This window comes from Biformimicrobium ophioploci (assembly GCF_030270605.1).
In the GTDB taxonomy this organism is placed as follows: domain Bacteria; phylum Pseudomonadota; class Gammaproteobacteria; order Pseudomonadales; family Cellvibrionaceae; genus Biformimicrobium; species Biformimicrobium ophioploci.
Map to the genome: position 1 here is coordinate 48,839 of NZ_BSYJ01000008.1, position 13,632 is coordinate 62,470.

General features: G+C 57.3%; 12 protein-coding genes. 10 read left to right on the forward strand and 2 right to left on the reverse strand.

The window, feature by feature from the left end:
* Positions 1 to 120: 120 nt before the first annotated feature.
* The 10 genes from QSJ80_RS15185 to QSJ80_RS15230 all read left to right on the forward strand — a co-directional run bounded on the left by QSJ80_RS15185 (position 121) and on the right by QSJ80_RS15230 (position 11,803).
* The gene (locus tag QSJ80_RS15185; RefSeq protein ID WP_285765320.1) at positions 121 to 1,788 is read left to right on the forward strand and encodes a glutamine--tRNA ligase/YqeY domain fusion protein; all 1,668 of its coding nucleotides are present in this window, start codon (positions 121 to 123) and stop codon (positions 1,786 to 1,788) included.
* Positions 1,789 to 1,855: 67 nt separating this feature from the next.
* Positions 1,856 to 3,232 carry a cysteine--tRNA ligase gene (cysS, locus tag QSJ80_RS15190; protein ID WP_285765321.1) on the forward strand — a complete coding sequence of 459 codons (1,377 nt, stop codon included), beginning with the start codon at positions 1,856 to 1,858 and terminating at the stop codon, positions 3,230 to 3,232.
* A 103-nt stretch (positions 3,233 to 3,335) separates the two neighbouring features.
* The gene (locus QSJ80_RS15195; protein WP_285765322.1) at positions 3,336 to 3,506 is read left to right on the forward strand and encodes a DUF3012 domain-containing protein; all 171 of its coding nucleotides are present in this window, start codon (positions 3,336 to 3,338) and stop codon (positions 3,504 to 3,506) included.
* A 14-nt stretch (positions 3,507 to 3,520) separates the two neighbouring features.
* Positions 3,521 to 4,942 (forward strand): Wadjet anti-phage system protein JetA family protein, encoded by a 1,422-nt coding sequence (locus QSJ80_RS15200; RefSeq protein ID WP_434219189.1) that lies wholly within the window; start codon positions 3,521 to 3,523, stop codon positions 4,940 to 4,942.
* Positions 4,935 to 5,762: a DUF4194 domain-containing protein gene (locus QSJ80_RS15205; protein WP_285765324.1), complete on the forward strand. Its 828-nt coding sequence runs from the start codon at positions 4,935 to 4,937 to the stop codon at positions 5,760 to 5,762. Before QSJ80_RS15200 ends, QSJ80_RS15205 begins: the two co-directional genes overlap by 8 nt.
* On the forward strand, positions 5,752 to 9,396 hold the full coding sequence (locus QSJ80_RS15210) for an ATP-binding protein (protein ID WP_285765325.1): 3,645 nt from the start codon (positions 5,752 to 5,754) through the stop codon (positions 9,394 to 9,396). Before QSJ80_RS15205 ends, QSJ80_RS15210 begins: the two co-directional genes overlap by 11 nt.
* Before the next feature lie 101 nt (positions 9,397 to 9,497).
* On the forward strand, positions 9,498 to 9,992 hold the full coding sequence (locus QSJ80_RS15215; protein ID WP_285765326.1) for a hypothetical protein: 495 nt from the start codon (positions 9,498 to 9,500) through the stop codon (positions 9,990 to 9,992).
* Between the two features lie 38 nt (positions 9,993 to 10,030).
* Positions 10,031 to 10,504 carry a GAF domain-containing protein gene (locus tag QSJ80_RS15220; RefSeq protein WP_285765327.1) on the forward strand — a complete coding sequence of 158 codons (474 nt, stop codon included), beginning with the start codon at positions 10,031 to 10,033 and terminating at the stop codon, positions 10,502 to 10,504.
* A gap of 9 nt (positions 10,505 to 10,513) precedes the next feature.
* Complete coding sequence (locus QSJ80_RS15225) at positions 10,514 to 11,236, forward strand: spermidine synthase (RefSeq protein WP_285765328.1); 723 nt, start codon at positions 10,514 to 10,516, stop codon at positions 11,234 to 11,236.
* Between the two features lie 111 nt (positions 11,237 to 11,347).
* The gene (locus tag QSJ80_RS15230) at positions 11,348 to 11,803 is read left to right on the forward strand and encodes a hypothetical protein (protein WP_285765329.1); all 456 of its coding nucleotides are present in this window, start codon (positions 11,348 to 11,350) and stop codon (positions 11,801 to 11,803) included.
* Positions 11,804 to 11,812: 9 nt separating this feature from the next.
* On the opposite strand, the gene QSJ80_RS15235 is transcribed toward QSJ80_RS15230, so the two are convergent.
* Positions 11,813 to 12,907, reverse strand: coding sequence for a class I SAM-dependent methyltransferase (locus tag QSJ80_RS15235; RefSeq protein WP_285765330.1), 1,095 nt, complete (start codon positions 12,905 to 12,907; stop codon positions 11,813 to 11,815).
* A 24-nt stretch (positions 12,908 to 12,931) separates the two neighbouring features.
* Positions 12,932 to 13,621 carry a 16S rRNA pseudouridine(516) synthase RsuA gene (rsuA, locus tag QSJ80_RS15240; protein ID WP_285765331.1) on the reverse strand — a complete coding sequence of 230 codons (690 nt, stop codon included), beginning with the start codon at positions 13,619 to 13,621 and terminating at the stop codon, positions 12,932 to 12,934.
* Positions 13,622 to 13,632: the final 11 nt, after the last annotated feature.

Below are 13,632 nucleotides of genomic sequence, written 5' to 3' on the forward strand. Positions count from 1 at the left end.
GCCTTTCGCCAGCCGACCTGCGCCAGATCAAAAATTAAGCTGTTGTCCGGTCTTTAATTACTCAGCAGGTAATCGGTAGCAGGCATCGCAAGTAGTCACTCGAAAGTTGAAGAGTTCATCATGAGTTCAGAGAGCAAGCCCGCTCATTTCCTCCAGAATATCATTCGTTCGGACCTGGAGTCCGGCAAGGTCAATAAGGTTGTCACGCGCTTTCCGCCAGAGCCGAACGGCTATCTCCATATTGGCCACGCCAAGTCTATCTGCCTGAATTTTGGCCTTGCGCAGGAGTTTGGCGGAGTCTGTAACCTGCGCTTCGACGACACCAACCCGGCGAAGGAAGAAGACGAATACGTACAGGCGATCAAACGTGATGTGCAGTGGCTTGGTTTCGAGTGGGATGGCGAGGTCAAGCACACCTCAGACAATTTCGACCAGCTCTACGAGTGGGCACTGCACCTGATTCGCGAAGGCAAAGCCTATGTCTGCCACCTGTCGCCGGATGAGGCGCGTGAATATCGTGGCAGCCTGACCCAGCCGGGAAAGAACAGCCCGTACCGTGATCGTACCGTCGAAGAGAACCTCGCGCTGTTTGAAGAAATGCGCAGTGGCGCACTGGAAGAGGGTAGCTGTAGCCTGCGCGCGAAGATCGATATGGCCGCGCCGAACATTAATTTGCGCGACCCGGTGATATATCGCATCAAGAAAATGGCCCACCACCAGACTGGTGACAAGTGGTGTGTTTATCCGAGCTACGATTTTGCACACGGCCAGTGCGATGCGATTGAAAATATCAGCCACTCTATCTGTACGCTGGAGTTTGAGGACCATAAGCCGCTGTACAACTGGTTTATTGAAAACCTGCCGGTGCCGGCCAAGCCGACACAGTATGAGTTCGCGCGACTGAATCTCAACTACACCGTGGTTTCCAAACGCAAGCTGAAGCAGCTGGTTGATGAAGCGCATGTGGATGGCTGGGATGACCCGCGTATGCCAACCCTTTCCGGGCTACGTCGTCGTGGTTACACGCCAGCGTCGATTCGCAACTTCTGCGAAATGATCGGCGTGACGCGCAGTGATTCGGTCGTGGATGTTGGCATGCTGGAATATTGCATCCGCGATGACCTGGACAAGAACGCACCGCGTGCGATGTGTGTAATGGACCCGCTCAAAATTACGCTGGTCAATTATCCGGAAGGGCAGGTTGAGGAGCTTGATGCACCGGGCCACCCGAACCGGGAGGACCTGGGTGTTCGTACCCTGCCGTTCGGGCGAGAAATCTTCATTGAGCGGGAAGACTTCCGTGAGGAAGCCAACAAGAAGTACAAGCGCCTGGTGCTGGGCAAGAAAGTGCGCCTGCGCAATGCGTATGTGATCCAGGCGGAAGAGGTTGTCAAGAACGATGCAGGCGAGATCACGGAAGTGAAATGCACTGTGGATCTGGAAAGCCGCGGCGTGGATCCGGCAGACGGCATCAAGCCGAAGGGCGTGATTCACTGGGTTTCCGCCGATAAGCATGTGGATTGCGAAGTGCGTATGTACGATCGGCTCTTCAGCGACGAAGCGCCGGACGCCGGGGACAAGAACTTCCTCGATCATGTGAACCCGCATAGCCTGCAGATATTGAAGGGCTGTAAGGCAGAGGTTGGCCTGGCGAATGCGACCAGCGACGATCACTACCAGTTTGAGCGCAATGGTTACTTCTGCCTGGATGGCAAGAATTCCGGTGGGGATGTGCGGGTCTTTAACCGCACCATTGGTCTGCGCGATAGCTGGGCCAAGCAATCCTAGGGCGAGTGCAGCGAGTGCGCTCGCAAGCTGATTGTTCGATAGCTGATTTGACGATTGAAAAGTTTTTATGAGTCTGCAAGTTTTTAATACCTTTACGCGTAAAAAAGAGCCATTTGTCCCGCTGGTAGAGGACCGCGTGCGCATGTACGTGTGTGGCCCCACGGTCTATAACCGTGTGCATATCGGCAATGCGCGTCCGGCGGTGGTTTTTGACACCCTGTACCGTCTGCTGAAGCAGAAGTACAGCGATGTTGTGTATGCACGCAACATTACTGATATCGATGACAAGATCATGAACGCGGCGAAGGAGCTGGGCGAGGATATCTCCGTGCTGTCGCAGCGTTTTGCCCAGGCGTACGTCGAGGATATGGACGAGCTGAACTGCCTGAGCCCGGACGTCGTGCCTTATGCGACCCAGCATCTTCCAGAAATGATTGCGATGATCGAGTCATTGATCGCAAAGAAACATGCTTACGAAGCAGAGGGGCACGTGCTCTTTGCGGTGCAGTCGATGGAGGACTACGGCAAGCTGTCGAACCGCTCCCTGGAAGATATGCTCGCCGGTGCGCGGGTGGAAGTGGCGCCGTACAAAAAATACGCTGGCGATTTCGTCCTGTGGAAGCCGTCGTACGATGATGAGCCGGGTTGGGACAGCCCTTGGGGGCGTGGCCGCCCGGGCTGGCACCTGGAGTGCTCCGCCATGATCAAGAAACACCTCGGCGATACCATCGATATCCACGGTGGTGGTCGTGACCTCACTTTCCCGCACCATGAAAACGAGATTGCGCAGAGCTGCTGTGCCAATGAAGCAGAGTTCGTGCGTTACTGGATGCACAACGGTTACGTCAATATCGATGGCGAGAAGATGTCCAAATCCCTGGGCAATTTCCGCCTGGTGCATGATCTCCTGAAAGAATATCCGGGCGAAGTATTGCGGTTCGCGCTGCTTTCCGCGCACTACCGTTCCGAGCTGAACTTCAGCGCGGACCTGCTGGAGCAGGCCTGGCGTACCCTGGATACCCTGTACGGTTTCCTGCGCGATAACCAAGGCGTCGAAGCCGCGGATGTATCGCTCGCCGATAGTGCTTTCATGGCTGCGCTCGAGGACGACCTCAATACACCGATTGCGATCAGTGAGCTGCACCACTTTGCCAAGGAGCTCAACCGGGCTGAGGGTGAAGAAAAGGCGCGTTTGAAGGGGTTGTTGCTGACCGGTGCCAACCTGCTTGGCATCCTGCAGCAGGACCCGGAAGAGTGGTTCAAGCAGGCGCGCGGTAGTGCCGATGCCATTTCCGAAGAGGAAATCGAGGCGCTGATCCAGGCGCGCACGGACGCCAAGGCGGCCAAGGACTTTGCCCGTGCCGATGAGGTGCGTGAAGAGCTGAGGGTGCGTGGTGTAATACTTGAAGACAGTAGAGAAGGCACCAAGTGGCGTCGGGCTTAAAAGCTATTTCGTTCACCGATAACGCTTCCACCTATGTATGATTTTTGGGCTCCGAAAAATTCGGGGCTATTTTGAGTTAGATTGATTTACAGAGATAACAACAATGAAAAAGATCCTTATTCTTCTGCCTATCGTTTTCCTGTTCGGCTGTGAGCCGGAGCGCGGCTCCGACGCATGGTGCGAGAAAATGGAGAAGAGCGACAAGGGCAACTGGACGTTGAATGACGCCAGGGACTTTACCAAGTACTGCGTACTGAACCAGAAGCCTGAATAATCCCGCCCTGCATGCTGTTCTTTGCGGAACCCTACGAGCACTTCTTTCGCCCGCTCACGGGTAAATACCGTGAGCAGGTGGTTGAATGCCTGCGCCTGCTGTATGAGCGCCTTTACACGGCGAATGCCGATTATGGTGAGTCGCTCAGGCGAGAGCAGATCATCGAGGTATTCTCCGAAGCGCTGACCCGTGCCCCGCAACTCGACAGTGAGCAGGGGGAGGGCGAGCGGCGTTTCAAGAACCTCAGGGAACAGGCCGGCTGGGTTCTGAACCTGCTGGTGGATTGCGGCTGGCTGGAGAAGCAGGTAGACGGCGCCAGCCTGACATCGACTTACCCGTTCAGCCGTCGCGGGCGGCTCTTTACCCAGCCGCTGGTGGAAACCAATAACACTCGCGTTCGCACTCGCCATCGCAATACCCGCAACACCCTGAATGCGCTCGATGCTTTTCTTGCCCGCGGTGAGGAGCATGATCTGATCGACGCCTGGGAGTACTCAGAGCGCATCGTTGCCGACTTCACCGATATCATTTCCGAGCTGGAAGAACGCCGCCGCGAGCTGGTGCGAGAAGTTGAATCGCAGCAGCTGGTGCAGCAGGCCGCCGATCAGTTCTTCCAGTTCATGGAAACCCGCTTCCAGCCTGACCTCGCCGTGCGGCTCTCGGCTGACAGTGTAGAGAAGCACCGCGATGCAATTAACAAGGTGATTGGTAAGGTACGCAGGCAGTCGAAGGAGCGTAAGGCCGAATGGGAACGCAACCTTCGCAGGCTGGTGCCCGAACTGGTGCAGGATGGGCGAAGCGTGCTCTGGTACATGCTGGACACCATTGATGAGCGGATGCGGCGGGCCTGTGAAATCAGTCTGCCAGCTCTGCGCAGTGCACTGAACGGGTTTACCAAGCGCGCAGACATCATTATCCGGCAACTCAGCTATATGCATCGCAATAACGACAGCGACCTGGTCGAGCTCTGCTCGACGCTGGGTGCGGCGGAAAACCGGGCTGAGTTGCTGGGGAGTATTGGCGATTCGATGCAGGGCCTTCAACTTCGCCTGCATGACCCGGGACAGGTGCAGCTGGCGAACAGGCAGAAGCGCCGCCCGGTTGTTACGCAGATCGAAGACAGTGTCGAACTGGATGCGGAAAATCGTCGCGACGTGGTGATTCAGCAACTGCTCGATCAGGCGTTCTCCATGAATAATACAGAGCTGCGTAGCTACGTGCGTGAAGCCATGGGCGCGGGACGGCGTATTTCCAGCCGGGACCTGCCGTGCAGTAATGCGCGGGAGATGCTGGCGATGGGCCATGCACTGGAAGTTGCCAGCGCTGCTGCAGACTCCAGTGAATACCGGTTTGAAGTGACCTTTACCGGTGAGCGTGGCGAAAATCCCTGTTTTGAATTTGACGAATTTTTTCTTGAGTTGAAACAACGTGATTGACCAGTACCTGGAAGAATGCCTGGCAAAATGCCAGGTCACAGAAAAAGAGTTCTCCGAACTGCTGGTGCGCCTGCTGGATTGGGGTGTGATCTGCAGGGACGAAAGCCAGGTTGAGGAGCTGCTGTACGACCGCTTCCTCCGCTGTGAGGCATTGGTGGAGTCGTGGCTGGCACCGCTGGGCGTACGGCTGCAACACGACAGGCGCTTTCAGTTTATCCGTATTTATCCACCGGCGGCGACGGTGCCGGGCATGCCGGATGCGGAGCAGCCGCACCATGGTGGATTCCGGACACGTCTGTCGCAGGCGGAGGTTGCCGCCATTCTGGTGTTGCGGGTCGAATATGAGAAAGGCCTGCGAGAAGCGCAGGTGGACGAGCAGGGGTGTGTCCCGGCGCCGCTGGAGGCGCTGGAGCTTGGCCTGCGCAATCTGCTCAAAATGTCGCTCCCGGAAACCCAGGGCGAGCGTGTTTCACTGTTGCGCAAGTTGCGCCAGCTGCGCCTGATCCAGTTCAGTGCGGAAGACGGTAGTAGTGAAAGCTGGCTGCGTATCCGCCCGACAATTACGCATTTCGTCAATGATGCCGCTATTGCGGAGGTCATGGAAGTCGCAGGCCTCGCCGATACTGCAGAGCGGCAGTCTGATGCCAGCAGCGCAGATGAGCGCGGCACAGGAGAGAGCAGCACAGGTGAGAGCAGCGCAGGTGATGTTTCAGGAACTGAGCCGGATGTATCTTCTGATGAAGATGAACAGGGTTCCGTAGTGATCGAAGGACGCAGCCTCTTCGATAATGAAGCTGAGGAGACCACCGATGTTTCTTAAGAAACTGATTCTGGTCAACTGGGGCAATATTCCCCAGCTGGAATATGAATTCGGTCCGGTCAACCTCCTGTCCGGCGGCAATGGTTCAGGCAAAACCACGCTGGCGGATGCGATCCAGACATTGATGACCGCCGCCCATGACACCCTGTTCAGTTACAACCCCGGGCAGGATGAAACCACCCAGCGCGGGCGCGGTGGCAAGCAGGTGCGGACGCTCGCGTCCTACGTGATGGGATGTGATGACGGCAGCTTTGCACGCACGGCCCCCACAGATTGTTACATTGCGGGTGTTTTCGATGTCACGCGCGGAGAGGAGGGGGAGCCATTCACTGCGGTGCTCGGCGCGCGTGCACGGCTGGATAGCACTGTAAAGCCGGCTCAGGCGCGCCAGGACGACCTGCGATTTTTCCTGTTGCCAGGCGTGCAGCTGGCGATCGGCGATATCATCAAGGAATACAGTGACGGCAAGCATCTGCTGCCACTCGACAAGATCCACGCAGTGCTGCAGAAGCAGTTCGGCAATATCGAGCAGTACGACAAGAAATCAGCCTACCTCCGCCGGCTCTACGGTGCGCTGCGCGGCCGCAAGGATGCCGTGCCTGCAGACGAGGCCAAAAACGCGGCACGTACTTTCGCCGGGTTTATGGCCTACAAGCCGGTAAAGAGCATCAGCGAGTTTGTCGCACGTGAGGTGCTGGAGAAGCGTGATCTCGGCGATGCCATCCGTTCGGTTTCCGAGCTGATGAAGACCATACACGGTATGGAGCAGGAAGCGCGTCAGCTGGTCTCCACCATCGATAGCCTGCAGGGTCTCGGCGAGACGGCCGCGATTTACCGGGAAGAGTGGTTGTCCCTTGCCATGTTGCGGTACAAAGCGGCAAAGCAGGCTCAGGTACGCCTGCAGCAGACCTGGCTTGCCGGCAAGGAAAAGCTGCGCGCATTGTCCTCGGAGCTGGAGCTCAACGAGCAGCGCCGTCAGCAGCTGAGTGAAGATATCGAGCGCCTTACCCAGCGCCAGATCGAAGTGGAGGCCCAGCGTCAGGGCGTGCCGGCCTTGCGAGACAAGCGCCAGCTGGAACTTGCCATTACCTCGGCGCAGGGCGCGTTGCGGGACGCCAAGCGGCCCCTGTTCGAGCAGGAGCAACAGGCGGCGGCCAACAAGGAAGCGCTGCAGGAACTCCAGTCTCTCATCAACACCACCAGTATCGGGATTGCAATTCCCGGGCTGCAGGGTAAGACATTCAGTAGCCAGCTGAAGGCTATTTGTAACCTGGAACTGCCGGATTTCAGCCCGCTGCTTGGTAGCGACTGGGTCGATCTGGCTCCGCTGGCGGAACTGCAAAAGGCCGCGGAGTCCGTTGAGGCAGCCCAGAACCTCATTTGTAAATCCCTCAGTGCAGAAGATTCCGGACAGGCAGACGAAGATGGGGCCAGCCTGCGTGACCGGGTCGCGGCTATGTCAGCCAGCCTCGGCGCGGAGGTGAGTGCTGCACAAAAGAAACTGTCCACCGCAGAGCAGGTCATCCGGCAGTTGCGCGGCAGTCGTGTTCGTTACCCGCAGTACGTACAGGCCGCTCTGGATGCGATTCGCGCGAGCTGTCCGCAAGCCGAGCCTCGTGTCCTCTGTGATTACGTTGAAGTACTCGACGAGCAGTGGCAGATGGCGGTTGAGGGCCTTCTTGGCGGCACGCGATTTGCGGTTATTGTGGATCGGGAATTTGAGTCTGAAGCGATTCGGATAGTGCGTGGGCTGCCGGGGAAAAACCGCACCCGGGTGATTCAGGGTGCACAGGCTGCACGCGATTCGGAGCGCATTGATCTCTCGCACGACAGTATCCTGCATTTGATGCGCTTCAGTGACAAGACCGCGGAGCATTACCTGCGCGCATCCTATGGCAGTGTGGTGCAGGTGACGGATACTGCGGTACTGAAATCCACGCGCCGGGGTGTGACTGCGGAGGGTATCGCGAGCGGCAATTACGCGCTGTTCCGCTGCGATATGCCGGATTCCGATCTTGTCTTTGGCGAAGGTGCGCGCGCACGCGCCCTTGCCGCACAGGAAAGCCAGTTTGAGCAGTTGCTGGCGGCCGCCAATGAACTGAATGATCGGTACAACCTCGTGCGGCGCGTTTCCCGGGCGCTGGCCAGCGTAAAGCCCTTGCAGTTGCAGGCTGTCGTTGCTCGCATGCTTGGCGCCCAGCAGGCGTGGCGAGATGCCGAGCAATCCCTTGCTAACCTTGATTTGAGCGGCTCGGAATCCCTGGAAGCCCAGGCGGAGAGCCTGCGGATTGAGCTGGAACAGGCGCGCACGGCGCTGGCGGATACCCAGAAAGTGTCCGGTCGGTTGGAGCGCGACTGTGAGCAGCACGACAAGCAGGGTAAGGCACTGGCGGCGCAGCAGGATCTGCTCGATGAGCGACTTGAGCAGGAAGAGCACGCGGTTCAACAGATCACTACGATCAGCCCGGACTTCGATCCGGACGTGGCGCTGGAGCAGGCGGACCGCGAGGTTGAGCTGGCCGGAGAGGCATTTGATTTCGAGGCGGACCTCGGTGAGCGCACGGCGCGGCTGGAGGAATTGGATCGCAAGCTCTACCGCAAGGTGCCGGAACATAACCAGTTGAGCGCGGAGAGCGACAACCTGATTTATGAGCCGGCGCCCGGTGCCGGGCAGGGCGATGCCACGTTCCGTGCGGTTTCCAGCCTGGAACGCCAGGTGGAGGCGCTACGCAACCGCCTGAAGCACAATCTGCTGGCGGAGCGTCATGAGCAACTTGGCGGCCTCAAACAGTCTTTCAATACCACCTTTGTGACGCATCTCTGCCACGCCATTTACCAGTCAGTGAACCGTGGCAAGGAAGTACTGGACCAGCTGAACCTGGAGCTCGAGCATCATCGCTTTGGTGCGGATCGCGAGCGCTTCCGTTTTGCGTACCGCTTTGTGCCGGAATTCGAGGAGTATTACAGCTTCTTCAAAGCGCTCATCGACCTGCCCAACCTCGGTGAGGGGGAAAGCCTGTTCGATGCGGAGCTTAAGCCCAAACACCGCAAGGTCAGGGACAAGTTACTGGGGATGTTGCTGGATGCCGATGAACAAACGGCACTGCGGGAACTACAGCGCGTCAGTGACTATCGCAACTATCGCGAATACGAAATCTACAAGGAGCCGGAGGGTAAGGACCCGATTGCCCTGAGCCAGTATGGTACGGGCTCCGGCGGCCAGCTGGAAACGCCGGCCTACATCATCCGCTCAGCGGCGGTCACCTCCGCATTTCGCTTTAATGAAGGCAGCAGCCACCTGCGCATGGTGCTGGTGGACGAGGCCTTCTCGAAAATGGACGAAACCCGCTCCCGGGAGGTGATCAACTACCTGACGGAAACCCTCGGATTGCAGCTGCTGTTCATCATGCCTACCAGCAAGTGTGGTCCGTTTATGGACCTGGTTTCCAACCAGTTCGTCTTCAGCAAGTGCCCCAGTCCGAAGCCGGTTGGCGAGTTGAATACACGAGTGTACGTTGACCGCAAGGTCTGCAACAGCGAACGGATAGCGGAAATGATGGCGAATCATCGCCGGACCATCCGCCATCAGGCGATGCTCGATTTTATGGCAGAGGTTGAATCGGCCGAGGCGTAATAGGGCAGGGGCTATTTCTTTACTATTGACCGGGACTGTTTTGGCTGGGACTATCATCAGCTAAATATGGCACCGGCTAAAGGCATGATTGGAGAATAACTGTGAGAAACCTGACACTCGTACTAATGTTCGCGGCAGCCATCTCCGGTATGGCGATTTTCTACGAGACTGAAAGCCGCAAGACCCGTGGCGTGCTCGACCAGATGACACAGATGCAGGCGGAAGTCGGGGACCTCAAGGCAGAGTTGAAGCGCGTGAGTGCGGAACTGGCTGAGATGAAGCTGGACCAGCGTCGTCAGGGCGCCATGAAGGCCGTGGTGTCAAATGCCAGGCCAGCCCCGGCAGCGACAGTGACCGCACCGGTTGAGCGCTCTGCAGAAAGCTCTGCAAAACGAAGGATTCGCCGTTTGCCAGAAGCGAGCGACAAGGTCGTTCGTCTCTCTGACGGCACTGATGCCGGTCCTGTGATCAACAGTAATCAGGCCGATGAGGATGCAGCTGCAGAGGAAGCCTTCTGGAATGCGCCCACTGTCGACGCCGAACGTCTTGGGGAAGAGGAAGCCGAGGAAGCGGCAACCGATCCTTATTTACAGTAAGCAGTAAGCAGTAAGCAGTAAGCAGTGAGAATTTTTGAGTGAATACGTTTTATCAAAGCCTGAGCGAGCAGCTGCAAGGATTACTTAGCGGAGAGCGAGACTGGCTCGCCAATACCGCAAATGCGAGCGCGCTGTTGTTTATGGAAATCGAGCGCATCAACTGGGCCGGTTTTTATTTTCTCGATGAGAAAGGCGAAGAGTTGGTTCTGGGGCCTTTCCAGGGTAAGCCGGCCTGCACCCGTATCCCTGTTGGCAAAGGTGTGTGTGGTACCGCAGTCGCTACCGGTGAAACACAGCTGGTAGAGGATGTGCATGCGTTTCCAGGGCATATCGCGTGCGATGCCGTGTCCAATTCCGAAATCGTGATCCCGCTGTATGTCGACGGGCGCTGTGTTGGCGTACTGGATGTCGACAGCCCGGATTTCGGGCGTTTTGGTGAAGAGGACAGGGAAGGGCTTGCCCGGTTCTGCGAGGTCCTGCTGGACTGTAGCGACGCTCCGGTCAGCGGATAATAGGGTTCCATGGCTGTTCTCTGGCACAGGGAGTGCGATGGAGACCGCTACGAAATTCGTAGCCATGGCGCCAGCATCCGCCTTTACAGCAACGGGGTTCTGCACAGTCAGTGGAACCCCGACAGGCCGCTGCGAGGCTCTCTGTGGGAGCTTCTCTACATCCCCGTCTGCTTCCGTCCGCCTGCCTCTGTTCGCCGCATACTGGTACTGGGTGTTGGCGGCGGTACGGTGATCCGCTTGTTACAACGACTCCTACCCGGTGCCAGCATCACTGCGGTGGATATCAACCCGGTGCATCTCGAGGTTTGTCGAGACTGGTTTGGCGTTGAGCGGGTCGAGCTCATTTGCGACGATGCGGTCAATTTTGTGGAGGCCTACCGGGGCCCGGATTTCGATCTGATCATCGACGACCTGTTTGGTCATTCCGATGGCATACCCAGTCGCGCAATCCCGGTTACACCGACATGGTGCAAGGCGCTCGGCGGCATTCTGGCGCCGGCTGGCTTGATGGTTACCAACTTTGCCAGCCGCAAGGAGTTTCTGAACTGCGGTTGGCGTAAAGCCCCGGATGTTACCGCTGACTTTGCTGCACGCTGGTCGTTGCAGCTGCCCCAGTATGAAAACACCATTGGTGTCTTCTCCCGCGAGGAACTGAACCGGCAGTTCTTTACCCAAAACCTTGCCCCGCCCTGGTCTCCTTCGGCGTTCGATCTGGAGCTGCGCAAGGGTTAGCGCGAGTGACAGCAGTACGGCCCGGTCGGCCGAATCACAAAATGGCAGCTTTTTCCTCCCCGTGACTATACTGGCAGATAGGGCATCTATTTACCGGTGGGGCAGCTGTGCATGCGATATAAGACGATTGGCGACGTGATTGACGAGGGGCGGCGCTTCCATGCTGATCTCGCGCATCAGTATGAGGAGCTCGAGCAGCTGACGACCAGCGAGCGCAATGCATTACTACTGGATCAGTTGCGCAGGCGCGAGGAGTCCATGACCCATTCCCTCGATAATTTCCGCCAGGATATGTCACCGGGGGTCTTGCGTTCGTGGTTGCAGTTTGCCCCCGAGGGCAAGGAGCCATTCCTGCTCGACAAGGTTCGTAGCGCCGATATTGAAAGCACTGAATCCATTGCGAATGCGGCGATGGATGTGGAGATCTATCTCGCTGATCAATACCGACAGATGTTGCAGGAGGCGGCGACGCCGTCTGTGCGTGAAGCATTGCAACGGTTGTTGGATCTTGAAGAGCTGGAAGAGCACACCCTTGCGCTGAACATCAACAGCCTGAACGACTACTAGCCTGAGCGACTACTGATTTTTGAGTTGGTAGACCTTGAAGCCGTCGCGGTGCCTGATTTCTTCACAGGCAGAATACCGGCCGGCTGACTTTCTCGGCACCGGGATAAATTCGTTGACGACAAACAGGGCGACAGCCCCGGGCTTCAAAATACGCGCGGCATTCGCCAGGAATCGGTCTGTCAGGTCTTCTTCTACCTGGGCGCCCCGGTGAAATGGCGGGTTGCAGATCACCAGATCTGCGGCTGCGCTTTCGATAGTGTCACCTGCGTCAGAAGGAATAACCACGGCTTGCTCAGCGAGCATGGCAAGGTTCCTTGCGCAGGCTTTCAATGCCGCGGCATTGTTGTCGGTTGCGATGAGGTTGAGTTCGGCTGTACTTTCGGTAACCAATTCGGCAACTAATTCGGCAAGTTTTAATGACAGGTAGCCGTACCCACAGCCAAGGTCCACGATGGTCGCGCCTGTTTGGGGCAAAGTATCAGCCAATGCGCTCGGTAAAGTTTCGGACAGAATCTGGCTGCCGAGATCGATTTTGTCCCAGCCAAAAAGCCCGGGCTTTGTAAGAGCGTCCAGCGTCTCTGCCCCCCGTGCTAGTGTCAGTACCCGCAGTTCGGCGTAGTCATCATCTGCCAGCAGCGGGCCTGTGGACTCACCCCGGGTCAGGACCACCTCGTACAGATTGCCTGATTTCTCAATTTTCTTGCCACACTGGAACAGAGCAGCACCGCGTTTGGCATAGGTTTTGATGCCGCTCTGCTTTTCACCAATCAGCCGCAGTTCACTGCCTGATGGCAGGTGTCGGGCACACTGGTTCAGGAGGTGGTGCACTACGGCACGCTCCTTCGGTACACGCACAATCACAGTACGGATTTGTTGCGTATCGATATCGGCAAAGTCGAAGTCAGAAAAGCGCGACTGGATACCGGCCGTGCGGGCCTGTTCGTGCAGATCCCATCGGTTGCACAGCATCTGCCCTTGAAAACCCTGCAGATGCTCCAGCACCTGTTTGCTGCCTTCTTCCGCCAGCCACAGGGTGTCGCTGCCGGCGCCGCTGAGCAGCGACGTGAGTCTCGCGGTGATTGGTGTGGCTTTCGTTTTTGTCATTGCAGCTGGTTTATATCGGTTATGTCAGATTGCTGCAATTTCTTCGGTGGAGAGTGGGCGATATTCGCCTTCCTCAAGCTCCGGGTCCAGTTCCAGCGGGCCGATCGCTTCGCGGTGCAGCTCAATCACTTTGTTGCCGAGTGCTGCAAACATGCGCTTGACCTGGTGGTAACGACCTTCGCCAATCGTGAGCTTTACCTCATTGCTGAACAGCCACTCAATCTCTGCCGGCCTGGTGCGCTTCTTTTCATTGTCCAGCCAGATGCCTTCGGCAAATTTGGCCTCGCTTTCGCGCGGCAGCGCCTCGGCAAGGTGCACATAGTAGCGCTTTTTGCAGTCCCGCCTCGGGGATGTGATTCTGTGAGACCACTGCCCATCATCGGTGATGAGCACCAGGCCGGTGGTGTCGATATCGAGGCGCCCGGCAATATGCAGGTTTTCCTTGTTGGGTTCGTCCAGCAAGTCCAGCACGGTAGGGTGTTCGCTGTCCTTGGTTGCACAGACATAGCCGACCGGCTTGTTCAGCATGAAGTAGCGCGGGCCGGGCGTATTGAGTAACTTGTCATCCAGGAAGACATCATCTGTCTCGCTAACCTTGGTCGCCGGATCGGTGATCATTTTGTCGTTGATGCGAATGCGCTGCGCACGGCAGGCACGCTTGACCTCTGCGCGGGAGAGTTCGGTAACCTGGCTGATATATTTATCTAATCGCATAATTTCTTTCT